The sequence below is a fragment of the Denitrobacterium detoxificans genome, assembly GCF_015062615.1.
GTDB classification, from domain to species: domain Bacteria; phylum Actinomycetota; class Coriobacteriia; order Coriobacteriales; family Eggerthellaceae; genus Denitrobacterium; species Denitrobacterium detoxificans_A.
The window spans coordinates 319997-346422 of sequence record NZ_SUUH01000001.1 but is presented as its reverse complement, the minus strand read 5'-3'; the positions used below and the strand labels follow the sequence as shown (position 1 = coordinate 346422).

Genomic DNA, 26426 nt, shown 5'->3' with positions numbered 1-26426 from the left:
AGAGTCGGAGGTTCCGTGGCACGCATTTCAGTCATCATGCCGGTCTACAATGCCCAGAGCACCGTGATGCGGGCGCTGCAGTCGCTGCTTGCCCAATCGTTTGCCGACTGGGAGTGCATTTGCGTAGACGATGGGTCCACCGATGGTTCTGGCGAGCTGCTCGACGAAGTGGCGCGTGGTGATAGCCGCATTCGCGTTACGCATCAGGCGAATGCCGGCGTGTCCGCGGCTCGCAATGCGGCTCTGTCCCGGGTCTCTGGCGCGTACGTGACGTTTCTCGATGCCGATGATGAATTCGAGCCCTCCGCGTTCGCGCGTATGATCGAGGCGCTTGGTGCGTCCCTCGCAGATGGGGCGTCGCTCGATACGTGTCCGTGGGATGCGCTTGCGTTTGGCGCGCGATGCGTTCCCGCCGGCAGTGAATCCGCCTGGTTCCAGGCTCATGCCGTCCCGCGCGACGTGGAATATGCCGAGTTCACGCCTGCCTTGTTGTTCGCCGAAAACACTATTCCCCGACTGCAGGTGCTGTTTAGGGCTTCTCTGCTCGAGGATTCGGCCATTCGCTTCGACCCGTCTCTGTCGATGGGCGAGGACCTTGCATTCTTGTGCGCGCTCTATGCGCGCGCCCATGGCGCGAAGCTCGTTTCCAGCCAGGTGTATATCTATCGCGTCGACAGCCAGGGATCGGCTATGCAGCGCGCCGCAGCAGACGTGCGCGATAAGATTGATCGCGACCTCGATGCCCTGTGCGCGGTGTTTGCCGATTGGCAGTCCGCCGGATTCTTTCCGCGGTATGCTTCTGCGCTCGTGGAATGGTCGGTTGCGTTCATCGAGTACAGCATCTTGCGCCAGGAGCCGCAATGGCGTGCCTCTCGTCTGGTGCGTTTGCGAGATGCCTGGCGTGGGGCCCTGCCTGGCGATGACGCGCTGCGGGGCATCGCTTCCCATGCCGTGCCCATGGTGCGGCTGTGCCTTGACTGTTCGAACGATGGTGTGCTTGCGGTGGGGGAATCGAAGGCTTCGCGCATCGCCCTTGCGTGGCGTTTGAAGCATTACGGCGTGGGAGATATTGCCGCCAAGGTGGTCGGTAAGCTGCATCGCTAGCGCTTCGGTTCGTCTGTTCTCGTCGACGTATTGTTTCACCGGCGGTGGCATATATTGTGCATAACGAGACTTGCGGGTACCCTACTTGTATTGTTTACGCTTGGGAGGGTCACGTGTCTCGTTTGTCAGGTATTGCTCGTTTTCGTTTCGTCGTCCTTTTCATTGGCATGCTCATTGCATGTTGCGCGTTCGCGCCGGTTGCCGCGTATGCTGCCGAGGGCGATGCCGATCAGGTTTCGCCCGTGCAAGCGGTAGCTAATGCACAGGTTGAAGAGGGTGCCGTAGTGGGCAGCGACCCGCTTCCTGCGGTTGAAGGCTCTGCCTCTGAGGGCGGTGCGGACCAGCTTGCGCAGTCCCTTGACGGATCTGGCTCTTCTCAGGACAATTCCTCCGCGAATGATGAAGTTGACGAGGGGCTTTCTGGCGATGCGTTGCTTTCGCAATCCGTCGGTGCGGAAGATTCGCTGAACGAGGGCGCGTCGTCTTCGTCCGCTGCCGCGACGGAGGGTGCCGATGCGGCCCTTTCTGCGCAGGGCGAGACTGAGGCTAGCGACGTTGCAAGTGGCGAGACCGAAGGCGAAATACCTGCTGCATCGGAATCAAGCTACGAGGAATCTCATCAGAACGTCTATCGCCTCTACAACCCAAATTCGGGTGAGCATTTTTACACGGTGTCGCTCGATGAAGCCGTATCGGTTTGCCAGGCGGGTTGGCAGTGGGAGTCGGTTGGTTGGGTGGCTCCTATCACGTCGAAAGCTCCCGTGTTTCGACTGTACAACCCCAACGGGGGCGATCACCATTACACACGCTCTGTCGTGGAACGTGATCGTCTGAGGGCGTTGGGTTGGAAGTACGAAGGCATTAGCTGGTATTCCGACGATTCTTCCCAGTTGCCCATCTATCGCGAGTACAACCCCAATGGGGTGTCGGGCGCGCATAACTTCACCGCAAGCTTGGCCGAGGATACGTCCTTGGGTAAGGCGGGATGGAATCGCGAGGGCATTGCATGGTATGCCACGAATGGTTCCGTCATCGCCATTCAAGGTCAATGGATTACCACGTCGGCGTGGGGGTCCAAGCAAACGTACTGGCTTGCTTCCGATGGCTCTATTGCGCGTTCCCGCATCGTAACTGCATCGGAAGGCGCGGGCTACGACATCTACGTGGGGTCAAATGGCGTGGTCCAAAAGGGGCTCGTGACGCTTTCGGATGGGTCGACGTATTATGCGGGGTCCCATGGTGCTCTTGCCCCATCGTTTTCCGCGGTCGTGGCGAATGGGCAGAGCGGTGTACTGCAGACTCTCTCTTCTGCGGTAGCGTCGAACGGCGTGCATCTGTTCCTGCCCGCGTGCGCGTCTACCAGTTCGGTTGCGTTTACCGCTCGGGCGCTCGATGGCGAACTGGTGAGCGTTTTACTTTCGGGCAACGGCATTTCGGCAGTGGTGCAGGATGGCACCGTGATCAGCTTCTCCTCGTTGGATGCCCTGCTTTCCTCGCAGGGAAGCGCGACGTTTTCCATTTCGTACGGCGCGGGGCATACGGCTCCTTTCATTATCATGAAGTCGGCTTACGTCGATGCAATGTTCCTTACCAGTGCAGATGCCGAAAACTATGGGCGGTCGTATGTCGAGGGGAGCGCCGACCATTCTGCGAAGGCGAGCATTGCCGTAACGCTCCTTACGCCTTCGGGCGATGTGGTGTACGATGCCGATGATTTGGCTTCGGGTTCCTTGTCTACTATCAAGGGGCGCGGTAATTCCACGTGGGGGCTTGGCGTGAAAAAGCCCTATCAGATTTCGCTTTCGAAGAAGGCCGACCTGCTGGAAACGGGCGACTCCGCGAATAAGGCGAAGAAGTGGATTCTGCTGGCGGGGTCTGCCGACCCTACCTTGATTCATACCGCCATAGCCTATGACCTGGGCCTTGAGTTGGGAATGCTTGGCATGCAGGGTGCGTTCGTCGACCTGTACTACGATGGCGAGTACCGGGGCACGTACTACCTATGCGAAAAGGTGGAAATCAAGTCGGGGCGCGTTTCCATTACCGATTTGGAAAGCGCCATCGAGAAGGCCTGCAAGAAGGCGGGCGTCGACCTGGAGGCATTGCCTACGGCGCAGGGTACGAATGCGTATGGGTACGCTTACCAGTACGTTGATGGCGCCGAAGATCCCGATGACATAACGGGCGGTTACCTTATCGAGCGTGATGGAGCGTACTATGCCTCCGAGACGTGTTGGTTCTCTACGAGCATCGGCAACTTCGTGGTGAAGAGTCCCGAGCTTTGCTCCGAGGCGTGCATGAAGTACATCAGCGAATACATGCAGCGTGCCATCGATGCAGTCTATGCCGACGTGTTCTATACCGATGGGTCTGCTCCGTCGTTTGACCTAGAGTCCTTGGCCCAATCGTTCGCGGTAAGCGAATTCTTCAAGAACATCGACGCCTTCTATACTTCCACGTTCTTCTATAAGGACGCCGATGGGCCCGATGGTTCGTATTCGGTTCTCTACGCGGAGCCGTTGTGGGATTTTGACGCCTCCATGGGCATGCGCATCGATTGGAGCACCAATGCATTTCGTTCGTACGAGGGCTTTGTGGTCCCGGGTACGAAATGGCTGTACAACAGCACCGTGGTGCTCGAACGCGTGCGGGAATTGCTTTCGTCGAGTATCTGTCCGCTCCTTTCGGACGTCGTGTTGGGCGGCGCGGATGCGGTGGGTAGCAATGGCTACCTGCATTCCATTGCCTATTACCAGAACCTCGTGTCGTTTTCCCAGCGCATGAACGAAGTGATGTTTGGTGTCACCTCGTTCAATAACGAGTTCGAGCCCTTCGAAACGTATGATGCGAACGTTGCCTACCTGAAGGATTGGCTGACTTGGCGCGTTAGGTGGATGAACGACAACATCGACACGTTCACCGCCGATAATGGCGTCATCGAGAACCCGACGAGCGTCTACCAGGGCGTCGATTATTCCGACGTGTACGATTTCTACTACTACCAGGCCATGAATCCCGATGTTGCCGCGCATTACGGAAACGATTACGTGGGTACGCTCGAGCACTTCGTGCGGTACGGCATGGCGGAGGGGCGTATTGCCTCGTACAACTTCAACTGGGCTACGTATCGGGCGCGCTATGCCGATCTGCGTGCAGCCTTCGGCAAGGACAAGGCCGCGTACTATCTCCATTTCATCGAGTACGGGTTCCTCGAGGGGCGCACGGCGTGCTAGCACATGCGCTAACGTGGCGTTCCCGTTGCGTTACGGTGGGCTTGTGCCCCATGTGCTAAGCTTGCGGGCATGGATACTCTTTTCAGCGAAATAGAAAACCAGGCGCGCCGTTCGGTTGCGCCCCTGGCTGTGCGCATGCGCCCTCGTGCGCTCGACGAGCTCGTGGGCCAGCAGGAAGCTTGCGGCCCCGATAGCTGGCTGCGCGCCGCCATCGACCGCGACGATCTTACGAGCGTCATCCTGTTCGGGCCTGCGGGTACGGGCAAGACCTCCATCGCGCACATCATTGCCGAGAGCACGAAGGCCACGTTCGTGGAGGTGTCCGCCATTGGCGGCACCGTAGCCGATCTGCGCCGCGAAATCGCGGCGGCGGAAAAGCGCCTCACCTCGAGTGGCCTGCGCACCATCCTGTTCGTCGACGAGATTCACCGGTTCAATCGCAGCCAGCAGGATTCGCTGCTGCATGCCGTGGAAAATCGCATCGTCGTGTTGGTGGGCGCTACCACGGAAAACCCGTTCTTCGAGGTCAATTCCGCGCTCATATCCCGCAGTCGCATCGTGGAGCTGCACGGCCTTTCCAACGAGGACATCTGCACCCTGCTCGACAACGCGCTAAGCGACGAGCGCGGCTTTGGCGGCAGGTACGAACTGTCGCCCGAGGCGCGCGAGCGTATCGCGCTGCTCTGCGGCGGCGATGGCCGTTCCGCACTTACTACGCTCGAGCTGGCCGCCGCCCTGGTTGAGCCGGGCGAGCCGGGCAAGCCCGCGACCATCGACTTGAATGCGGTCGATACCGCCACGCCGTATCGCAGCCTGCCGTACGACAAGAACAAGGACATGCACTACGACGTCATCTCCGCGTTCATCAAGTCCATGCGCGGCAGCGATCCCGACGCCGCGCTGTATTGGCTTGCGCGCATGATCGATGGTGGGGAAGACCCCAAGTTCATTGCGCGACGCATGATGATCGCCGCTTCGGAAGACGTGGGCAATGCCGACCCTCAGGCGCTGCTCATTGCGCATGCGGCCTTCAAGTCCGCTGAGGTCATTGGCTACCCTGAATGCCGCATCAATCTTGCGCAGGCGGCCATCTACCTGGCGCTTGCCCCCAAGAGCAATGCCGCGGAAGCGGGTATCGACGCCGCCTTGCGTGAAGTGCGCAACGGCCCGGCGCGTCAGGTGCCCTCGTATCTGCGCGACCGCCATCGTCCTGGTTCCGAGAAATACGGGCAGTACAAGTATCCGCATGACTACCCCGCGGGGTGGGTCGATCAGCGGTACCTTCCCGATGGCCTCGAGCCCGGTTGCTTCTTCAACCCCACGGAACGGGGTTGGGAAGGGTATCGCATGGACGTTACCCGACGTGACCGTGGCCAGCGTCGATAGTGATAGAATCAAAGTAGTATTTGTCTACGCGCACTCAGGAGGATTCCCATGGACGCGTCTTCGGTTTTCGGCATCATCGTTCCCATTGTCTTCTCGCTTGTGGGAATTGCGCTCATCTGGCTCATCATCGAGCTCGTCAAGACGGTGCGCAATGCGAACAATATGGTCGTGTCCGCGCAAGAGAAGCTCATTCCCGCGCTCGATCACATCGAGAAGGTAACGGGCTCCCTCGAGCCTGCAGCCGAACGCGTCGATCCGCTCGTCGAGCGCGTATCGCTTACCGTCGACGCCGCGAATCTCGAGCTCATGCGCGTCGACCAGATTCTCGAGGACGTTTCCGAGGTGACGGGTACCGTCTCCAGCGCCGCTGGCTCCATCGATTCCATCACGAAGGCTCCTGCCAACCTGGTGAACACCATTTCCACGAAGGTGAGCGATGTCCTGGGTGGTCACAAGTCCAGCGACGTGGCCGAACAGCTGGCCCAGGCGAAGGCTCAGGCCGAGGCTGCCCAGGTGGCTCCCGAAGAGCCTAAGGCCGCTCCCCAGCAGGAGCCCCAGTCCAAGGCCGAAGCTTCTTCCGATGCTCCGGCGTATTTCACCTATGGCAAGGAAAAGGCCGAATAGATGCCGCTGCCTGTGGAGGGGGAGGCATCTGCCCCCGACGAGCGTTCGGTGGACGCATCGTCTTCCAGCGAAAAGGTAAAGATATGGGGCGCGCGTGCGCTCAAGGTGTGGACGCTCATTGGCGCCGCGTTTCTGGTGTATGCCCTCGGGTTGCTGCTCAAGGTCATGGAGCTTCCCGTTGGCATTGCCATTTGGACGGGCATCATCTTCTTCTGCCTGCGTGGGTTCGTGAATGGGCTCTCGAATAGGGGAATGAGCCGCTTTTGGGCCGTGGTGTGCGGCTATGCGCTGTTCGCTGTGGTTATAGCGGCGGTCGTGCTGCTCATGTCGTCGCCCCTCCTTGGCATCGGCGACCAGTTCGTTAGCCTGGCGCAGGACATTCCCGCCTACGCGAACGACCTTGGGGCGGCGTACCAGTCGTTCATGGCCGAGCATCAGGACCTGCTTGCCAACCCCACGGTGAGTGACATCATCAACGACGCCACGAACGCCGCTGCCGATTGGGCGAACGGGCTCGTGTCTTCCAGCGTAACCGCCATGGCAAGCATTGGCTCCGCCATTTCGGGGACGCTGTTCTGCCTGGGATTCGCCCTGGTAGTTGCGTTTTGGCTGCTTCTCATCTCGCCCGACATGGTGCGCGAGATGCATCGCCTGGTGGGCGACAAGCATCGCGAGGGCCTGTCGTTTCTGCATTTCACGTTCACGCGCGTGGTGGGTGGCTACATCAAGGGCACGGCGCTGCAGTGCGGCATCATCGCCCTGGGGTGCGCTATCGCCTTCGCCATACTGGGCATTCCCAATGCCATCGCCTTCGCCATCATTACGGGTTTGCTTAACATCATTCCCGTCATCGGTCCCTGGCTCGGTGGCATTGCCGCCGCAGGTGCCGCACTTCCGTACAGCCTGCCCGTTGCCGCCATCGCCCTGGTGGTCACCATTACGATCCAGCAGGTGGTCTACACGTTCATTAGCCCGAAGATCATGTCGGAATCCGTTGACGTGCATCCCATGCTCGTCATCTTCGCCATGACCATTGGCCTGGCTGCGGGCACCCAGATGAACGGCATGGTCGGTGGCCTTACTGGCATGCTTTTGGGCATTCCCGTTGCCGCCATGAGCAAGTCGATGTTCGTGTACTTCTTCGAAAAGCGCACCGGTCGTTCCATCGTTTCCGAAGATGGCGTCTTCTTCAAGGGAACGCCGGCGGGCGAGGGGTCGGTCGATCCGCGCCGCGATGCCGTTTCGCCAGTACGGCTTTCCACGCGTTTGAAATCGGGAATGAAGCGCGCCGCCCATAAGGCGGGCGAGTCGGCGCACCATGCCATCGAGGCTGCCGACGAAGCCGCTCATCATGCGGTTGATTCCGTCGAGGAGTCGGTCGATCGCCTTTCCGGTCGCGACGATTCGAAGCACTAGGCTCCCTTCTTCTATTGATTTGCGGAAACTTCACGTACTCGTGCCCGAGTAACTACGTGGGCGGTAGAATGTACGTTCGGAAATCAACGGGGCCGTAGGCGTAGCCATTGCACGTGCGGCTCTCGTGCATATATTGGGCAATCCAATGGCAGAGGAACCACATGCACTACATGACTACCGCCGAAATACGCGAAGCGTATCTGCATTACTTCGAGGAAAAGGGCTGCAAGCGCATGCCTTCTAGCTCGCTTATCCCCGACGATCCCAGCCTGCTGCTCACGAGCGCCGGCATGGTGCAGTTCAAGCCTTACTTCCTGCAGCAGAAGCACCTCGAGGCTCCCTACATTGGTACCACCACGGTTCAGAAGTGCGTGCGTACCAACGATATCGACATCATCGGCACCGACGGTCGTCACCTCAGCTTTTTCGAGATGCTCGGCAACTTCAGCTTCGGCGAGTACTTCAAGAGCGAGATGTGCGCCTGGGCCCTCGACTTCAGCGTGAACGTGCTTGGCCTTCCCATGGAAAAGCTCTACTTCACCGTCTTCGAGAACGACGATGAGACTATCGAGATCTGGAAGGATCTGGGCGTCGAGGAAAGCCACATCACCAAGCTTGGCGAAGACGACAACTTCTGGCGCGCCGGCCCCACCGGCCCCTGTGGCCCCTGCAGCGAAATCTACTTCGACCAGGGTCCCGAAGTGGGTTGCGGTAGCCCCGATTGCGCTCCCGGTTGCGATTGCGACCGCTTCCTCGAGTACTGGAACTGCGTGTTCACGCAGTACGACGGCCAGGAAGATGGCACGCTTGCCCCGCTTCCGAAGAAGAACATCGATACTGGCATGGGCCTCGAGCGCATCGCGGCCATCATGCAGGGCGTGCAGAGCAACTTCGACACCGACGTGCTCCATGGCCTCATTCAGGTGGGCGAGCGTCTTTCCGGCAAGACGTACGGCGAAGACGAGGCCGTCGACATGGCGCTGCGCGTTATGGCCGACCACGCTCGTTCCGTCACGTTCATGATTGCCGATGGCATCCTGCCTTCGAACGAGGGCCGTGGCTACGTGCTGCGCCGCCTGCTCCGCCGTGCGGTTATGAAGGGCCATCTGCTGAACGTCGAAGGTGCCTTCCTTGGCTCGTTCGTCGATAACATCATCGAGGTCATGGGCCCCGTATATCCTGAAATTGTCGAGAATCGCGAGCTCATTCACCGCGTCGTGCTCTCCGAGGAAGAGCGTTTTGGCGCCACGCTGCGCCAGGGCCGCACGTTCCTGGCCGAAGAGCTCGATGCCCTTTCCGGCAACATGCTTTCCGGCCAGGCCGCATTCACCCTGCACGACACCTACGGCTTCCCGCTGGAGGTTACGCAGGAGATGTGCGCCGAGCGCGGCATCGAAGTTGATACGAAGGAATTCGAGGAGTGCATGCAGGCCCAGCGCGAGCGTGCGCGTGCCGCCACGCAGGGTGATGCCGAGGCCGCATGGAGCACCTACGATGGCTCCATGAATGCCATTCTGGAAGAAGTGGGCGCTACGGAGTTCTGCGGTTACGCTCAGAACGAGGCTCAGGCTACCGTGAAGGCCCTCGTACGCGATGGCCAGCGCGTTACGGAACTGCATGCGGGCGAAGAGGGCGGCATCGTGCTCGACGTCACGCCGTTCTACGCCGAAATGGGCGGCCAGGTGGGCGACACCGGCGCCATTTTCTGCGCTTCCGGCCGCGCTGCCGTAAGCGATACGAAGCAGCCCGAAAAGGGCCTCTACATGCATTACGTTCGCGTCGAAGAGGGAACCCTTTCCCAGGGCGATGCCGTTACGGCATCCATCGACGTGCTGCGCCGCGAGCGCATTCGCCGCAACCACACGGCTACCCACATCCTGCATCGTGCGCTGCGCGAGGTGCTGGGCGATCACGTAAAGCAGGCCGGCAGCCTCGTTGCCCCCGACCGTCTGCGCTTCGACTTCACGCATTTCGAAGGCGTTTCGCGTGAGCAGCTCGACCAGGTCGAGGAAATCGCCAACCGCATCATCATGGAGAACCACGCGGTGAACACGTACGAGACGTCGCTTTCCGAAGCGCGCGAATCGGGCGTTACGGCGCTGTTCGGCGAGAAGTACGGCGAGGTCGTGCGCGTGGTCGACGTCGATGGCTTCAGCAAGGAGCTCTGCGGCGGCACCCATGTTTCCAACACCTCCGAAATCGGCTTCGTGAAGATCACCGTCGAGCAGAGCGTTGGTGCCAACCTGCGCCGTATCGAGGCTGTGAGCAGCTTCGATGCCCTGGCATACATGCATCGCATGGAAGCCGAGCTGCGTGCCACGGCTGCCGAGCTCAACGTGCCGCTGTTCGACGTGAACGAGCGCACCGCCTCTACGCTGGCAACGCTGAAGGACCTTCAGTTCAAGAACAAGCGCGCACGCCAGGCGGCAGCCGCGGGTTCGCTCAAGCAGATCGTCGACGAGAACCTGAAGCGCGCGAAGGCGGGCTATCAGCTGCTGGCCGTGCGCATCGACAACATGGACGCGGGCGCGCTGCGCAACTCGTGGGATATCTTCCGCAGCCATGCCGAGCCCGCCTGCGCTTGCGTGTTCGTTAGCCTGAATGGCGAGACGCCGCTCATCATGGCCGCTGGCACCGACGAAGCCGTGGAAGCTGGCTTCAACGCTGGTGCGCTCATCAAGAAAATCGCTCCTGCCATCAAGGGCGGCGGCGGTGGCAAGCCCACCATGGCCCAGGCAGGCGGCAAGGACGCCTCCGGTCTCGACGAGGCGCTCAGCCTGGCTCTTCAGGAGCTCATGTAGTGAGGGTCATGGCCCTCGATATCGGCAAGGTTCGCTGCGGCGTCGCAATCTGCGACCCGCGCGAATCCGTTGCCAGCCCCGTGTGCGTTCTTCCCACGAACGAAGTCGTGGGGAACGCCGCGTCGTTTCGTCGGGTGCTCGAAGATTGGGAACCCGACATGCTGCTTTCCGGCTTGCCGTACACCATGGCGGGCGAGGAGGGACCGCAAGCCCAGCGCATCAGGGCCGCTGCCACGGCCATTGCGAAGGCGACGGGCCTTCCGCTGGAATTCACCGACGAGCGCCTGAGCTCCAGCGAGGCGAAACGCTCGTTGCGTGAAAAGGGATATCATGAGCGCGAGATGCGCGGAAAAGTGGATATGATAGCCGCGAGCCTGTTCCTGCAGGCTTGGCTCGATGAGCGTCGTTCGCGGCGCGAGGCCGAAGAAGGCGCCTCGTCATCGGGTACTGGCGCTAGGTAATCGTCCGAAAGGTTTGTGCTTATCTATGGCTCTTCATCGACGCGTTACGTACTCTTCGCGTTCCAGCCATGCGGCGCGTCATGCTCATGCGCGTGGTGCGCGCGAATTTCGCACGTATGATACATCGATGATCAAACCCAAGAAGCATCGCGGGCCCCTCGTGTTCGGGCTTGTGCTCGCCGTCATTCTCACGGTGCTGCTCGTCTTCGGGTTCCGTTCGTGCGCGGGTTGCTCCACGTCCGACGTGCTGCCCGAGGGCACGCAGGCAAGCTTCACGATCGAGCAGGGCGAATCCACCTCTTCCATTGCCCAGACGCTTGCCGATTGCAAGCTCATTTCCCGCACGTCCGATTTCACCGATGCCGTGAAGGCCGCCAATGCGGAAAGCTCGCTGAAGCCCGGCACGTACACCATTGCGGGTGGCACGAGCGTCGATGACATCATCAGCCAGCTCGTTGCGGGCCCCAGCCTCGTAACCTTCACCGTTTCCGAGGGCCTTACCGTTCAGCAGACGGCTCAGATCGTGGCGGAAGCGTACGATGGCTCCATCTCGGCAGACGATTTCCTTGCCGCAGCCTTCAACGCTTCGGCCTACGTGTCCGACTATCCCTTCGTCGAGGGCGCGTACAACAATAGCCTCGAGGGCTTCCTGTTCCCGAAGACGTACAGCATCCAGTCGGGCGATACCGCCGACTCCGTCATTCGCCGCATGCTCGACCAGTATGCGCAGGAGGTATCCTCGCTCGATTACTCGTATGCCCAGAGCCAGGGCCTTTCCGCCTACGATGTCGTGAAGCTCGCGAGCGTCGTTCAGCGCGAGGCTGCTTCCGACAACATGGCTACGGTTGCCTCGGTGTTCTACAACCGCCTTGCCTCGAACATGGCGCTGCAGAGCGATGCCACGGTTGCCTATGTCGTGGGGCACGATCCTACGTCCGACGATATTTCCACCGACAGCCCGTACAACACGTATGCCCAGAAGGGCCTGCCGGCTGGCCCCATTTGCTCGCCGGGCCTCGATGCCCTGCAGGCGGTCTGCTCGCCCGATCAGACGAACTACCTGTACTTCTACTTCGTGCAGAACGACCAGGGTGGCACCGATTACTACTTCAGCGAAACGTTTGAAGACCATCGCGCTGCCATCGAGGGCACGTCCAACTAGCCTGGGGTTGCGCTATGGGCATCGTTCATCCCGATAGGTATTTCGCTCGCATTTCCGCAATTGACGTGCAGAAGGACCTTCTGGGGTGCGGCATTACCCATGCGCTGCTCGACATGGACAACACGCTCGTTTCCCGCGCCTCGGGTGATGTGCCCTCCGACGTGCGGAATTGGCTTTCCCGTGCCAGGAATGCGGGCGTGAGCCTTTGCATCGTCTCGAACAACTGGCACGACACGCCCCGTATCCACGGTAGGGAACTGGGCATTCCCGTCGTCGCGAAGGCATGCAAGCCGCTTCCTCATGGGCTCTTGGCTGCCCGCGCGGCCATTGGCGCGCGCAGCAACGACACCGTCGTCATTGGCGACCAGCTTCTCACCGACGTGATGGGCGCCCACATGCTGGGCATGAAGGCCTATCTCGTCGCGCCGCTTTCGGAAGTCGACTTGCGTCACACCAACGCCCTCAAGCCCCTGCGCGAAGCGCTGCTTGCGGGTCTCGTTCCCGAAAACGAGCACGCTGCCTCCTCTTGTGCGCCAGACGCGCGCGATTAGGCCAAACCGTTCGTTTGCTCCTTTCGCGGCGCGGCTTGACGCGCGGTCGCTCTGGCACTTTATCGTGCTAGAATCTCCCTAACATCCACAGCGACGTGAGGAATCGCATGCAGTTCGTTACAGCTGGCGAAAGCCATGGTCCGGCGCTCACCGCCATTGTCAGTGGGGTGCCTGCGGGCCTCCGCATTTCCGAATCACATGTCAACTCCGACCTTCGGCGTCGTCAATCGGGGTACGGCCGCGGTGGTCGTCAGAAGATCGAGGCCGACCATGTCGAAGTGCAATCGGGCGTTCGCTTTGGCGTAACGCTGGGCACTCCCGTGTGCCTGCGCGTTCCCAACCGCGATTGGCAGAACTGGACGGATCGCATGGCCGCTTCCGGTTCCGCTCCCAACGACCTCGTACGCGAGGTGACGCCCCGTCCTGGTCATGCCGATCTGGTGGGCATCCTAAAGAACAACTCCGACGATTGCCGCAACGTGCTCGAACGTGCCAGCGCGCGCGAAACCGCTGCTCGCGTTGCCGCTGCGGGCATTGCGCGTGAGTTCTTGGCCGAATTGGGCGTCGAGGTGTTCAGCTACGTCACCTCCATCGGCAGCGCACGATACGAGGAATCCGACGCGTTCATGCGTTGCGGGAAGTACAACCTGGCCGACATCGAGCTTTCCGAAGTTCGCTGCCCCAGCGCCGAAGCTTCTCTGAAGATGATGAAGATGATCGACGTCGCCCGCATCAAGGGGGAAAGCCTTGGTGGCACCTTCCGCGTCGTGGCCACGGGCCTCGTTCCCGGCTTGGGCGATTTCTCGAGCGGTGCCAGCCGCCTTACCAGCAAGATTGGTGCCGCCCTGTTTGGCATTCCCGCCATCAAGGGCGTGGAATTCGGCATGGGATTCCAGGCCGCTTCACTCGAAGGCAGTCACGTTCACGACCCCATTGCGCTTACGCACGACGGTTTCACGCGCACCAGCAACAATGCCGGCGGCTTGGAAGGCGGTATGACCACGGGCATGCCGTTGGTCGTCACGTGTGCCATGAAGCCCATTCCCACGCTGAAGAACCCCCTGGAAACGGTGAACATCGACACCATGGAACCCGCGCTTGCCAGCAGGGAGCGCAGCGACGTTTGCGCCGTGCCCGCCGCGGCCGTGGTGGGCGAGGCCGAAGTCGCGTTCGCGCTGGCTGCTGCCTACACCGAAAAGTTCGGCAGCGACAACATGCATGACATCAAGGCGAATCTCGCCTCGTACATGGACCGCATCCGCACGCAGTCACGGTAACGTCATGGAACGCACGTTGTACACGCTTACGCAGCCGGTGTTCCTCATTGGCTTCATGGGGGCGGGCAAGACCACCATGGCGCGCCGCCTTGCGCGCGAGTGTGGCCTCATCTGCGCCGACACCGATCGCTGCATGGAGCGCAAGTACGGCATGAGTGCAAAGGAGCTCTACGAGCAGGCGGGCGAAGAGGGCTTCCGTCAGATGGAAGCCGAAACGCTCGAGGAATTCGTGCAGGGCGAGCCCCGCATAATCGCATGCGGTGGTGGCATCGTCATGGGCGAGCGCAGCCGCGAAATCATCCGCACGTGCGGCTTTGCCGTCTACGTGCACGTCACGGCCGACGAAAGCGCCGAGCGCATCAGCAATCACGATTCGCGTCCGTTCTTCCACAGCATGGAATCGGTCCGTTCGGTCAATCAGGTGCGCGTGCCCCTCTACGAAGAGCTGGCCGACGTCACCGTCGATTCCTCCAGCCGCACGTCGGGCCGCATGGCCTATGAAGTGAAGGATATTCTCGTTAAGGAGGGCATACTGTGCCCAGTACGAAAGTAGTCGTCAATTTCGCCGATAAGTCCTCGTACGATGTTCGCGTGGGCGCGGGCATTCTGCAGGGCATTGGTCAGCGCGTGCGCGCTACGTGCCCCCAGGCGCATCAGGCCCTCCTCATTACCGACTCGAACGTGGCTCCACTCTATCTCGATATTGCCGTTTCTAGCCTGAAGGCCGAGGGCCTGCGCACGTCGAGCATTACGATTCCCGCAGGCGAGGAAAGCAAGAGCGTTGCCTGCCTTTCCGAGATTTGGCAGGCCATGGCCCAGAAGGGCCTCGACCGTTCCGCGTGCGTCGTTGCCTTGGGCGGCGGCGTCGTTGGCGACTTGGCGGGGTTTGCCGCGGCCACGTACATGCGCGGCATTGGCTTCGTGCAGGCGCCCACCTCGCTGCTTGCCATGGTCGATTCTTCCGTGGGCGGCAAGACGGCCATCGACCTGCCGGCGGGGAAGAACCTGGCGGGTGCCTTCTACCAGCCTGCGTACGTATGCGCCGACACTTCCACGCTCGCCACGCTGAACGAACGCGAATGGGCGTGCGGCTGCGGCGAGATTGCCAAATCCGCCGTCATAGGTGGCGACGATTTCTTCTTCTGGCTCGTCGAAAATGCATCGCGCCTGGCCGAGCGCGACCCCGAGGTGGTGAACGAGGCCATCGTTCGCAGCGTGGTGTTCAAGGCCGATGTAGTGGCTGCCGACGAGCAGGAACGTTCCGGTACGCGCGAGTGCCTGAACTATGGCCATACGCTGGGCCATGCCATCGAGAAGCTTGCGGGGTACGGCGTGTATTCTCATGGCGCCGCCGTGGCCGAGGGCATGCGCTTTGCGATGCGCCTGGGCGTTGCCTTGGCCGACGCTCCCATCGACCTGGTGCACGAGCAGGACGCCCTGCTTGACAGCCTGGGTCTCGATCCGCTTGCGTTCAGCGCTTCGCCCAGTCAGATCATCGATGCCATGCGTTCCGACAAGAAGAACCGTGATGGTCAGATTCGCTTCGTCATCCCCAGCGATGTGGGCTCGTGGTCCGTCCTTCCCGTGGAAGAGGATATTCTGCGCGAGCACCTTGACGCGTGGTCTCGCTCGAAATAAGGTTCCAACTGGAATAACGCTATCAAATGTAGATGGGGGATGAGCTCCATGAGCTTTGCCACTGCGGCGAGCGACCTGCGCCTGGCACGCATGCGATCGCGGATGAAACGAGAGGGCATCGAGGCGTTGTATCTGCGCGATACGAGCAATATCGCGTGGCTCACGGCGTTCGATGACGTATTCGACGACGAGCGCGCGCATGCCGTTCTGGTTACGGCTGATTCTTGCGTGCTGCATACCGATTCGCGCTATGCCTCGGCGTGCCGTTTCGCAGCGCAGGGGTCGCAGGTGGAAATCGACGATACGCGCGTGGGGCATGCCTCGTGGCTTGCGAGCATGCAGCCCGATGCGCGCGAGATCGCCATCGAAGACGATATGCCCCTCTTGGAGTTTCGCGCCCTGGAGCGCGCATGGCAGGGGAGTGCGCCTTCGCTGCTCGAGACGTCGGGCTTCGGCGTTTCCCTGCGCGCAGTGAAGGACAGCTACGAAGTGGAGCGCCTCGTGGCCGCCCAGGCCGTAACCGATGCCGCCTTCAGCCATATCGTCTCGTTCATGAAGCCGGGCATGACCGAGCGCATGGTGCAAATCGAGCTCGAGGATTACATGACGCGCCACGGGGCCCGTGGGCTGGCTTTTTCGTCGATCGTCGCCACGGGTGCGAACGGCGCCCGCCCGCATGCCATTCCCGGTAACACGCGACTCGAAGCGGGTCAGTGCGTGGTCATGGATTTCGGCGCGCGTGCCCTGGGCTATTGCAGCGACATGACGCGCACGGTGTTTTTGGGCGAGCCCAGCGCGCAGCTGGCGCATGCCTACGAAGTGCTGCGAAGCGCCAACGAGCAGGTAGAGGCGATGATTCGTCCGGGCGTTACCGGTGCGCAGGCGCATCAGCTGGCCGAAGACGTGCTCGCCCAGGGCGGCTATGCGGGTGCGATGGGGCATGGCCTGGGTCATGGCGTGGGCATCGACATTCACGAGCGCCCCGTGCTCAGCCCGCGCAACGATAAGCCCCTCGAGGCGGGCAACGTCGTGACAGTGGAGCCTGGCATCTACATCGAAGGCGAATTCGGCATGCGTCTCGAAGACTTCGGCCTGGTTACCCATGATGGTTTTAGGGTATTTACACAATCTACGCACGATTTAGTTATAATCTAGCGGTTATCTTGCAAAGAAGACAAGAAGGGTAATTCGATATGGCAATCTCCACCGCAGACTTCAAGAACGGCATCTGCATCGAATACAACAACAAGCTCTGGACCATCGCCGAGTTCCAGCATGTGAAGCCCGGCAAGGGCGGTGCGTTCGTGCGCACGAAGCTTCGCGATATCCGTTCCGGTCGCGTGGTCGAATACACGTTCAACAGCGGTACGAAGTTCGACAGCGTTCGCCTGGAAGAGCGCAAGATGCAGTACCTGTACAACGACGGTGCCGATTACTACTTCATGGATCCCGTCTCCTACGAGCAGATGAGCATCCCCGCCGACGTCATCGGCGACAACGCCAAGTGGCTCAAGGAAAACGACGAAGTCACCCTGCAGTACGCCGGCGAAGAGCTCATCAGCATCTCCCCGCAGATGTTCGTTGAACTGGAAATCACCGAAACCGACCCCGGCTTCAAGGGCGACACGGTTCAGGGCGGCACGAAGCCCGCTACGCTCGAAACGGGCGCCGTGGTGAACGTTCCCATGTACATCAACGTGGGCGAAGTCGTTCAGATCGACACGCGCGACGGTCGTTTCGTAAAGCGCGTCTAGTTCGCATTACACTGCATGTCGCGGCGGGCGGTTCCTTATGGGGCCGTCCGCCTTTTTATTCTGGTAAACCCTCTTGCCACTACAGCCTAATAGAGTGAAAATAGTTAGATAGTCTAACCGAGAGGAACCACCGTGAAAAAGATCTGGGATACTTGGAATTCGTGGAGTCTCATTCTGCGTATCGTTTGCGGCCTGGTCATAGGCACCATTCTCGCGCTCGTTGCGCCGAATTCAGAGTGGATCACGTTGCTCGGCACGCTGTTCGTATCGGCGTTGAAGGCGATTGCCCCCATTCTCGTTTTCTTCCTGATCATCAGCGCACTGTGCAACGCGAACCGCGTGGGCGCCATGAAGCGCATCGTCGCGCTGTACCTGGTGAGCACGTTCGTAGCTGGCGTCGTCGCCGTGCTCGCAACGTTCATCTTCCCGCTGCACGTTACGCTCGAAGGCGTGGAGGCCGCCACGAAGACGGCTCCCTCTGGCGTGGGCGAGGTGCTCTCCAACCTGCTGGTCAGCGTGGTGTCCAACCCCGTGGGCTCGCTTACCGAGGCGAACTACCTGGGCATTCTGTGCTGGGCCGTGCTCCTTGGCGTGGCGCTGCGCGCTGCTTCCGATGGCACCAAGAATCTGTTCTCCGACATCGCTGGGGCCGTTTCGCGCGTGGTGCGCATCATCATCTCGTTCGCCCCGTTCGGCGTTCTGGGCCTGGTGTACGACGCCGTTTCCACCAGTGGCCTCGACATCTTCACCGAGTACGGCACGCTGCTGCTGGTGCTCGTAGGCTGCATGCTCTTCATCGCCTTCGTCACGAACCCGCTCATGGTTTGGGTCAACATCCGCAAGAACCCCTATCCGCTGGTGCTTCGCTGCCTGCGTGACTCGGCCATTACCGCGTTCTTCACGCGCAGCTCCGCGGCAAACATCCCCGTGAACATGGAGCTGTGCCGCCGACTCGGCCTCGACCCCGACAACTATTCCGTGTCCATTCCGCTGGGTGCCACCATCAACATGGCCGGCGCCTGCGTGACCATCACCGTTATGGCCATGGCCGCCGCACAGACCATGGGCGTTCAGGTCGACTTCCTCACAGCCGTCATCTTGTGCGTGCTCGCAGCCGTTTCCGCATGCGGCGCTTCCGGCGTTGCCGGCGGCAGCCTGCTGCTCATCCCCGTGGCTTGCTCGCTTCTGGGTATTGGCGGCGACATCGCCATGCAGATGGTGGGCATTGGCTTCATCATCGGCGTGGTGCAGGACTCTTGCGAAACCGCTCTGAACTCTTCCTCCGACGCGCTTTTCACGGCCACGGCGGAATACGTTCAGTGGAACAAGGATGGCAAGGACTACGTCCCCGGCAAGGATGCCGAGGGGGTTCCGGCTGCTCTATAGCCCATACCCGCTCCAGTGCGCGAAACGGGTTGGGGCACGAGCTTCCAACCCGTTTTTCGTATCCTGCATGTGACGGTCGGCACCCAATGCCGTCATGCACACAGTTTGTGTACCTTGTCCATGAAATTACCCGCGTAAGAGTATCGAACTGCGCGTCTATCTATAATATTGAGTTCGAAACCTAGGAGGTTTGCACATATGCCCAAGCTTCAGATCATGGATACCACCATACGCGATGGCCAGCAGAGCCTGTGGGCTACGCGCATGCCCGTTGGCGATATGCTCCCCATTCTTCCCAAGATGGACGAAGTGGGGTACTGGGCCATCGAGGCGTGGGGCGGTGCCACGTTCGATTCCTGCCTTCGCTTCCTCGATGAAGACCCGTGGGAGCGTCTGCGATCGATCAAGGCCAAAACGCCCAATACGCGTCTGTCCATGCTCTCGCGCGGCCAGAATCTCGTTGGCTACAAGCATTACTCGCGCGAAGTCTGCATGCGCTTCATCGCTGCGGCAAAGCGCAACGGCATCGATATCTTCCGCGTGTTCGACGCGCTGAACGATATTCGCAACGTGGTCGACAACGCCGATGCCATCAAGGCATGTGGCGGCCACTTCGAAGGCGCCATCAGCTACACCATGAGCCCCGTCCATACGCTCGATAGCTACCTGGAATACGCTCAGCAGCTGAAGGACCTGGGTGCCGATTCCATCGCCATCAAAGACATGGCAGGCATGCTCACGCCGTATCGCACGGAACGCATGGTACGTGCCCTGAACGCCGAAATCGGCCTGCCCGTGCACGTGCATTGCCACTACGTTGGCGGCATGGCCCCCGCGAACTACATCAAGGCCGCCGAAGCCGGCGCTGCCATCGTCGACACGGCCACGGCGCCGCTCGCATTCGGCAACAGCCAGCCTGCGGTGGAAATGATCGCAGCAGCCATGCAGGAAAGCCGCTACGACACTGGCTTCAACCTCGACCTGCTGTTCGAGATCGCCGAATACTGGGAGCAGGTGCGCGAGCGTAGCCACTACAAGCGCGGCGTGTCCAGCCTCATTCACATGAAGGTCTACAGTCATCAGGTGCCCGGCGGCATGATGAGCAACCTCGTCTCGCAGTTGAAGACGCAGAACGCGCTCGACCGCCTGCCCGATGTTATGGAGGAGATCCCCAAGGTGCGCGCCGAGGTTGGCTATCCGCCGCTCGTAACGCCCATGAGCCAAATCGTTGGCACGCAGGCCGTGTTCAACGTGCTCACGGGCAAGCGCTGGGGCATCGTCTCCAAGGAAATGAAGGACTACATCTGCGGTTACTATGGCAAGGCCCCCGGCCCCATGGATCCCGCTATCGTGAAGAAGGTCGTGGGTGCCGCCGAGCGCCTCGATCCCAGCGTTGCACCTGGCTCTTTGGTCACCACCACGTTCGCCGAGCTCGAAGAGGAAATCGGCGATCTGGCGCAGAGCGAAGAAGACGTTCTCATGTACGCCATGTTCCCGAACGAAGCGCGTACGTACCTGAGCAAGCACCGTACATCGAAATCGGTCGAATTCCTGATGGAAGAGGAGTCGAGCGAAACCAAGGAGGAAGATTACGTGGATATCAATCAGATTCGCGAGCTGGTTCGCGTTGCAGAGGAAAGCGGCGTAGGCGAAATCGTCGTTGAAGAGGAAGGCGCTCGCATCGCCGTCCGCATGCCCAGCGCCATGCAGGCTGCTCCCGCTGCAGCCGTCGCTGCCGCACCTGCTGCTCCCGCAGCGGCTCCCGCTCCTGCTCCTGCGGCCGCCCCGGCTTCCGCTCCCGCAGCCGAGTCGAACCGTCCCGCTTCGTGGGTTCCCGTTACGGCTCCCATGGTGGGCACGTTCTACGTTGCTCCCGCGCCCGATCAGCCGCCCTTCGTCACCGTGGGCGACGAGGTCGCAGCCAACCAGACGCTGTGCATCATCGAGGCCATGAAGCTCATGAACGAGATTGGCGCCGAGCAGATGGGCACCATCCGCGAGGTCTGCCTGGAAGATGCCACGCCCGTTGAGTTCGGCACGGTGCTCTTCTACATCGAGCCCCACAATGCAAACGACGCTACCGGTCCGGAGAACGCATAATGTTCGATAAAATCCTCATCGCCAATCGCGGGGAAGTGGCGCTGCGCGTCATGCGCGCTTGCCGCGAGTTGGGCGTTAAAACGGTTGCGGTGTATTCCACCGAAGACAAAGACACGCTTCCCGTTCGCTATGCCGACGAAGCCGTGTGCATCGGCCCTGCTCCCGCGAACAAGAGCTACCTGGTCATGGCGAATGTCATTGCCGCCGCGAAGAACACCGGCGCGCAGGCCATTCATCCGGGCTATGGCTTTCTTTCCGAGAACGCCGATTTCGCCCGCGCCTGCGCCGATAACGACATCGTGTGGATTGGCCCCTCTCCCGAGTGCATCGAGAGCATGGGCAACAAGTCGGTCGCGCGCGACACTATGAAGCGCTGCGGCGTGCCCACCGTTCCTGGTAGCGATGGCACCGTGGAAACGGTTGAAGAGGCTCGCGCCTTCGCCGAGCGCGTGGGCTATCCCGTGCTTATCAAGGCCAGTGCTGGCGGTGGCGGCAAGGGCATGCGCGAGGTGCACAAGGCCGAAGACCTGGAAAGCCAGTTCTTGGCCGCCAAGTCCGAAGCGAAGGCCGCCTTCGCCAACGACGACGTGTACCTGGAAAAGCTCGTGCTTCGCCCGCGTCACGTGGAAATTCAGATCCTCGCCGACGACTTCGGCAACCGCGTTGCCCTGTGCGAGCGCGATTGCTCCATCCAGCGTCGTCATCAGAAGCTCCTGGAAGAGGCTCCCAGCCCCGCGCTCGACGCCGAGACGCGTCGTGCCATGGGCGTTGCGGCCATCAAGGCCGTGCGTGCGGTCGACTATCGCTCTGCGGGCACCATCGAGTTCCTGCTCGATCAGGACGGCAAGTTCTATTTCATGGAAATGAACACGCGCGTTCAGGTAGAGCATCCCGTTACGGAACAGATTACGGGCACCGATATCATCAAGGAGCAGATTCGCATTGCCGCTGGCGAACCCATGACGTGCGCCGAACGCGCTCCGTTTACGCCGTATGGCCATGCCATCGAGTTCCGCATCAACGCGGAAGACCCCGAGCATGATTTCCGCCCCAGCCCCGGCACCATCACGAAGTTCACGCTTCCCGCTGGTCCTGGCGTGCGCGTGGAAAGCTATCTCGAGCAGGGTTCCCGCATTAGCCCGTACTACGATTCCCTTATCGCGAAGCTCATCGTATGGGGCTCTACGCGCTCCGAGGCCATTGCCCGCGGCAAGCGTGCGCTCGATGAGTTCAAGATTGAGGGCGTCAACACTACGATTTCCTTCCACCAGTCGGTACTCGACGTTCCGGCGTTCGTGGAGGGCAATGCCTATACCGATTTCATTGAAACCGAGATGGGGGATTAAACATGTCAGACTTGAATATTGAGGGCATGGCTCTCGCCGAAGGCGTGGTGGAAACCATCATCGCCATCGCGCTGAAGGATGTCGAAGGCGTTGCCAGTGTTGGCGCACCTTCCACCACCAGCGGCCTGCTTTCGGCCATTCAGCAGAAGCCCAGCACCCAGGGCATCGAGGTTCAGGCTACCGAAGCCGGTACCATTTCCGTAAGCGTTCGCGTGGAAGTGTACTTTGGCCAGGTCCTGCCCGAGCTCGCCAACCGTATTCGCGTTGCCGTTGCCGACGCCGTGAATACGCAGGTGGGTATTAATGTTTCTAACGTCGATGTCTTCATCGACGGCATTCGTTTCGAATAGACGTGGTTGTATAGCATGAAAAAACGTCATGAACGTATTCTGTCCCGTCGCATGGCGGTGCAGGTTCTGTATCAAAGTGAAATTACCGGCGTTCCCGCATGGGAAATCGCCGATAAGGGCGATGCCCTGCCCGAGGGCGGCACGCTTCCCCCGTATGCCATCGAGCTGCTGCGTGGCGTAGCTGCGCATCGCGTGCGCATCGACAAGCTTCTCGACGAGGCTTCCTCGAATTGGTCCCTCGAGCGCATGCCGCTCGTCGACCGTTCCATCATGCGCATGGCGGTATACGAGATGCTGCACGAAACCGACGTTCCCGTTTCCGTGTGCATCAACGAGGCCGTCGAGCTGGCCAAGGAATTTGGCGGCGAAGACGATTCCTCGCGCTTCGTGAATGGCGTTCTGGGTCGCATTGCTCGTGACCAGGGCCTTTCCGACGATGTGCCCGAGGTCGACGAAGATCTTTCGCTCCATCGTGACGTAATGCCTGAAGGCGTTATCGCCGCAGCCGAAGAAGAGCCTTCTTCGGACGACGAGCAGTAGGAAGCTTAGGCGCATGTCCGAAAGCGAAAAGCCCTCATTCGAGAGCATCAATACGCGTTTGAAGGAAATCCAGGCGGCTGTCGAAGATGATGACATGCCCCTGGATGATGCGCTTTCTCTGTTCGAGGAAGCGGTTCAACTTGGCATGCAGGCCTCTTCGCTGTTGGAAGAGGGTATTGCCCAGGGTGGCGCGCCGGAAGGCGACGAAGCCAGCGCCCCTGGAATCGAAGAATCCGTTGCGAGCGACGGAGAACGTTCGCTGTAAGCCGTAACCTAATGCTTGCTGGTAAAGCAGGTTTTAGCGTGCTACGGTACTCAGTGACGTTGAATGGAAGGGGAAGCGTGGAAGACAAGCATCGAATTATCGATATGATTTCAAATCCTAGCGATATTAAGCTGCTTTCTGAACCGGAGCTTTCCATTCTCTGCAAGGAAATTCGCGAGGAGATCGTTTCCGTCACCTCCACGAATGGCGGTCACTTGGCCTCTAGCCTGGGCGCCGTGGAAATCATCGTGGCGCTCCATTCTCTCTTGAATTGCCCCGAAGATCGCATCGTGTTTGACGTGGGCCATCAGGCATATGCCCACAAGCTCCTTACGGGGCGTCTTTCCCAGTTCAACACGCTGCGCAAGCTTGATGGCATAACCGGGTTCCCCAACCCTCTGGAAAGCGAATACGATGCGCATCCTTCGGGTCATGCGTCAGACAGCCTTTCCGTCGCCATGGGCCTTGCCTACGCCTCCAAGCTCAATGGCGATTCTCGCAAGATCGTCTCCGTTATTGGCGATGCCTCGCTTGCGGGCGGCATGGCCTTCGAAGCCCTCAATCACATTGGCCAAGAGCAGCTTCCCATTGTCATCGTGCTCAACGACAACGCCATGTCCATTTCGCGCCCCGTGGGCGCGCTCGTGCGTCATTTTGGCTATCTGCGCGCTTCGGCTCGCTACCGCCAGACGCGCGACGCCGTGCAAGGCGCCATGGAGGATGGCGGCAATGTGACGCAGGGTATGCTGAACCTGGGCCGCAATATGAAGGATTCGGTAAAGCACCTGGTCATCCCCAAGGCAATGCTCTTCGAGCAGCTGGGCATCACCTGCACGCCGCCCGTTGATGGCCATAATCTGCATCAGTTGCGCGAAATGTTCAACGTGGCGCTCCAGAGCAATGGCCCCGTGCTGGTGCACGTCGTTACCAAGAAGGGCATTGGCTATGGCCCTGCCCGCCAGAATCCCGAGCTCTTCCATGGCGTGGGGCCCTACGACATCGCCACGGGCAAGGTGCACAAGAACCCGAATGCGAATCCCAAGTACACGAGCGTGTTCGGCAGCGCGCTGGTAAGCGAAGCCCGCAAGAATAAGGACATCGTGGCCATTACGGCGGCCATGAAGGACGGTACCGGGCTCGACCCGTTCTCTTCGGAGTTCCCCGATCGCTTCATCGATACGGGCATTACCGAAGAGCATGCCGTGGGCATGGCGAGTGGCTTGGCGGCGGCGGGCAAGGTTCCCGTCGTGGCTATCTACTCAACGTTCCTCCAGCGTGCCATCGACCAGATTATCATCGACAATGCCCTGGCCAAGCGCCATGTGGTATTTGCCATCGACCGTGCTGGCCTGGTTGGCAGCGATGGCCCCACGCACAATGGCGTGTTCGATATGGCGTATCTGCGTATGATCCCCCATATGCGCCTTCTGGCGCCTTCCAACGAGGCCGAATTGGTGAATGCATTGCATACGGCGCTCGAGCTTACGGGCCCCGTTGCGCTGCGCTATCCGCGTGGCGAGGCCGAAGGCGTTGCCCTGCCCGAAGAGCCCCAGTCTTGGCCCGTGGGGAAGGGCGTCGTGGTACGTCAGGGCTCCGATGCCGCCATCTTGGCATTTGGGCATATGGTCAAGTACGCGCAGGCTGCAGCTTCCATGCTGGCCGAAGAGGGCATTTCCGTGCGCGTGGTCGACATGCGCTGGGTGAAGCCCGTCGATGACGAGGCGGTTCGCGAAGCCGCCGCTACGGGTTTCGTTCTTACCGTGGAAGAGGGCACCGTGTGTGGCGGTGCTGGTTCGGCCGTGCTCGAGTCCATGGCCCGTCAGGGGCTCGTTGCTCCCGTGCGCGTTATGGGCTTGCCCGACGAGTTCGTTGAGCAGGGCCCGGTCGACGAACTATTCGACCGACTCGGCATCGGCGCCAATGGCATCGCTAGCGCCATCCGCTCCCAGCTCGGTCGCTAGGCTTTCTTCTTCGCCCTGTTCGCCGTGGTGCGGCAGGGGCTCTTCCTGATTGGCTTCCATAGGTTCGCTCTGCTCGAGCGTGCCGTACACGGGTGCTTCCGGTTCGGGCACCTGCATGTCGAGCGTGCGCGCAATCGCCTCGTTCATGTACTGGTGACGCTGCAGGATGGGGTGCAGGTAGCGAGGCCTATGCTGGGTCGACGTGCCAAATTGGATGGCGTGAACGGGGCAGCGCTGCAGGCACGCCAGGCATTGCGTGCAATTGCCCTCTATCCATACGGGGTAGCCGTTATCCAGGCGAATGGTGTTGGTGGGGCACATTTCCGCACAGGTACCGCAGTGCAGGCAGGCGTTCGTGTCCACGAGGAACTTGTCGACGGCGAAGCGCTTTCCCTCTTTGCCGGTAACTGCCGAGAACGCCGAGCCCAGGGGGTTGCGCGCTTCGAAATGCCCGAACTTCATGCCGCTGACGCTGCGTGCAATGGCGCGGGCGTTCCTGTGCGCCTCTTCCTGCTTGCGCGTTTGCGACGCGCGGGACCCGGGGCTCGTAAGGTAGATGCAGCTGCTCACGTTGCGTACGGAATACGAGGCGTCGAGCCTGATGTTCTGGTACTTCTTCAGGGTTCGCTCGAATTGCTTGGGCGTGGTGCCCACCAGCCCCGCGTACGTTACGACGCAATAGCAGTACCCGGGAACGAAGGGATTGCCGTTCGGCGTGAGGAAGCGCACGTTGCGCAGGAACTCGTCTACGATGCGCGGCGTGGAGAACATGTACACGGGGAAGACGAAGCCCAGCGGCTCTCCCTGCTCCACCTCGAAGCCATACGCCTCTTCCTTCGTGGCGTGGCCAATGCTTGCGATGCGGTCGTTCGTTGCCTCGGCGATGGTATAGGCTGCGTCGAGGGAGTTTCCGGTTGCGGTGAAGTAGAAGATCATATTGTTCCTGGTAAAGCTTGTTGCGTTCGTCTGGGGCGCCAGGCTGGCCGCGTATGCGCCTGCTTGGCTAACCGTGCCCTCTCGTCTCTCGTTTCGTTTCAAGACGTTATTATACGATACGCAAAACATGGTACA

22 protein-coding genes are annotated in these 26426 nt (G+C 60.6%); 21 read left to right on the top strand and 1 reads right to left on the bottom strand.

Annotated features, from left to right (window positions below; all coding sequences use genetic code 11):
- Nucleotides 1-15 precede the first annotated feature (15 nt).
- From E7002_RS01510 to dxs, 21 genes are all read left to right on the top strand, one after another.
- A complete protein-coding gene (locus E7002_RS01510; protein ID WP_303727158.1) occupies nt 16-1104 on the top strand; it encodes a glycosyltransferase family 2 protein in 1089 nt (362 codons plus the stop codon).
- Between the two features lie 113 nt (nt 1105-1217).
- Nucleotides 1218-4337 (top strand): CotH kinase family protein, encoded by a 3120-nt coding sequence (locus tag E7002_RS01505; protein WP_303727157.1) that lies wholly within the window; start codon nt 1218-1220, stop codon nt 4335-4337.
- A gap of 69 nt (nt 4338-4406) precedes the next feature.
- Nucleotides 4407-5723, top strand: a complete 1317-nt coding sequence (locus E7002_RS01500; RefSeq protein WP_303727156.1) for a replication-associated recombination protein A — start codon at nt 4407-4409, stop codon at nt 5721-5723.
- 48 nt (nt 5724-5771) lie between these two features.
- Nucleotides 5772-6347, top strand: a complete 576-nt coding sequence (locus E7002_RS01495) for a DUF948 domain-containing protein (RefSeq protein WP_303727155.1) — start codon at nt 5772-5774, stop codon at nt 6345-6347.
- The gene (locus E7002_RS01490; RefSeq protein WP_303727154.1) at nt 6348-7763 is read left to right on the top strand and encodes an AI-2E family transporter; all 1416 of its coding nucleotides are present in this window, start codon (nt 6348-6350) and stop codon (nt 7761-7763) included.
- A gap of 161 nt (nt 7764-7924) precedes the next feature.
- Nucleotides 7925-10564 (top strand): alanine--tRNA ligase, encoded by a 2640-nt coding sequence (gene alaS, locus E7002_RS01485; protein ID WP_303727153.1) that lies wholly within the window; start codon nt 7925-7927, stop codon nt 10562-10564.
- Nucleotides 10564-11025 carry a Holliday junction resolvase RuvX gene (gene ruvX, locus E7002_RS01480; RefSeq protein ID WP_303727152.1) on the top strand — a complete coding sequence of 154 codons (462 nt, stop codon included), beginning with the start codon at nt 10564-10566 and terminating at the stop codon, nt 11023-11025. The genes alaS and ruvX overlap by 1 nt, the downstream gene beginning before the upstream one ends.
- A gap of 25 nt (nt 11026-11050) precedes the next feature.
- Nucleotides 11051-12187, top strand: coding sequence for an endolytic transglycosylase MltG (gene mltG / locus E7002_RS01475; RefSeq protein ID WP_303727151.1), 1137 nt, complete (start codon nt 11051-11053; stop codon nt 12185-12187).
- A 14-nt stretch (nt 12188-12201) separates the two neighbouring features.
- A complete protein-coding gene (locus tag E7002_RS01470; RefSeq protein WP_303727150.1) occupies nt 12202-12738 on the top strand; it encodes a YqeG family HAD IIIA-type phosphatase in 537 nt (178 codons plus the stop codon).
- Nucleotides 12739-12845: 107 nt separating this feature from the next.
- Nucleotides 12846-14015, top strand: coding sequence for a chorismate synthase (gene aroC, locus E7002_RS01465; protein WP_303727149.1), 1170 nt, complete (start codon nt 12846-12848; stop codon nt 14013-14015).
- 4 nt (nt 14016-14019) lie between these two features.
- Nucleotides 14020-14568 (top strand): shikimate kinase, encoded by a 549-nt coding sequence (locus E7002_RS01460; RefSeq protein ID WP_303727148.1) that lies wholly within the window; start codon nt 14020-14022, stop codon nt 14566-14568.
- A complete protein-coding gene (gene aroB / locus E7002_RS01455; RefSeq protein ID WP_303727147.1) occupies nt 14550-15653 on the top strand; it encodes a 3-dehydroquinate synthase in 1104 nt (367 codons plus the stop codon). The genes E7002_RS01460 and aroB overlap by 19 nt, the downstream gene beginning before the upstream one ends.
- 48 nt (nt 15654-15701) lie before the next feature.
- Entirely contained in the window at nt 15702-16808 is a 1107-nt protein-coding gene (locus tag E7002_RS01450) for a Xaa-Pro peptidase family protein (protein ID WP_303727146.1), read from the top strand.
- Nucleotides 16809-16846: 38 nt separating this feature from the next.
- Entirely contained in the window at nt 16847-17407 is a 561-nt protein-coding gene (gene efp, locus E7002_RS01445; RefSeq protein ID WP_303727145.1) for an elongation factor P, read from the top strand.
- Nucleotides 17408-17539: 132 nt separating this feature from the next.
- Nucleotides 17540-18793, top strand: a complete 1254-nt coding sequence (gene sstT / locus E7002_RS01440; protein ID WP_303727144.1) for a serine/threonine transporter SstT — start codon at nt 17540-17542, stop codon at nt 18791-18793.
- 198 nt (nt 18794-18991) lie between these two features.
- Entirely contained in the window at nt 18992-20893 is a 1902-nt protein-coding gene (gene accB / locus E7002_RS01435) for an acetyl-CoA carboxylase biotin carboxyl carrier protein (protein WP_303727143.1), read from the top strand.
- Nucleotides 20893-22239, top strand: a complete 1347-nt coding sequence (gene accC, locus E7002_RS01430; protein ID WP_303727142.1) for an acetyl-CoA carboxylase biotin carboxylase subunit — start codon at nt 20893-20895, stop codon at nt 22237-22239. The genes accB and accC overlap by 1 nt, the downstream gene beginning before the upstream one ends.
- Nucleotides 22240-22241: 2 nt before the next feature.
- Entirely contained in the window at nt 22242-22589 is a 348-nt protein-coding gene (locus E7002_RS01425; protein WP_066661525.1) for an Asp23/Gls24 family envelope stress response protein, read from the top strand.
- A gap of 15 nt (nt 22590-22604) precedes the next feature.
- A complete protein-coding gene (nusB, locus tag E7002_RS01420; RefSeq protein ID WP_066664910.1) occupies nt 22605-23129 on the top strand; it encodes a transcription antitermination factor NusB in 525 nt (174 codons plus the stop codon).
- Between the two features lie 13 nt (nt 23130-23142).
- Nucleotides 23143-23394, top strand: coding sequence for an exodeoxyribonuclease VII small subunit (locus tag E7002_RS01415; protein ID WP_303727141.1), 252 nt, complete (start codon nt 23143-23145; stop codon nt 23392-23394).
- A 104-nt stretch (nt 23395-23498) separates the two neighbouring features.
- Nucleotides 23499-25355 carry a 1-deoxy-D-xylulose-5-phosphate synthase gene (gene dxs, locus E7002_RS01410; protein ID WP_303727431.1) on the top strand — a complete coding sequence of 619 codons (1857 nt, stop codon included), beginning with the start codon at nt 23499-23501 and terminating at the stop codon, nt 25353-25355.
- On the opposite strand, the gene E7002_RS01405 is transcribed toward dxs, so the two are convergent.
- A complete protein-coding gene (locus E7002_RS01405) occupies nt 25287-26291 on the bottom strand; it encodes an EFR1 family ferrodoxin (RefSeq protein WP_303727140.1) in 1005 nt (334 codons plus the stop codon). The two genes, dxs and E7002_RS01405, sit on opposite strands and share 69 nt — an antisense overlap.
- Nucleotides 26292-26426 lie beyond the last annotated feature (135 nt).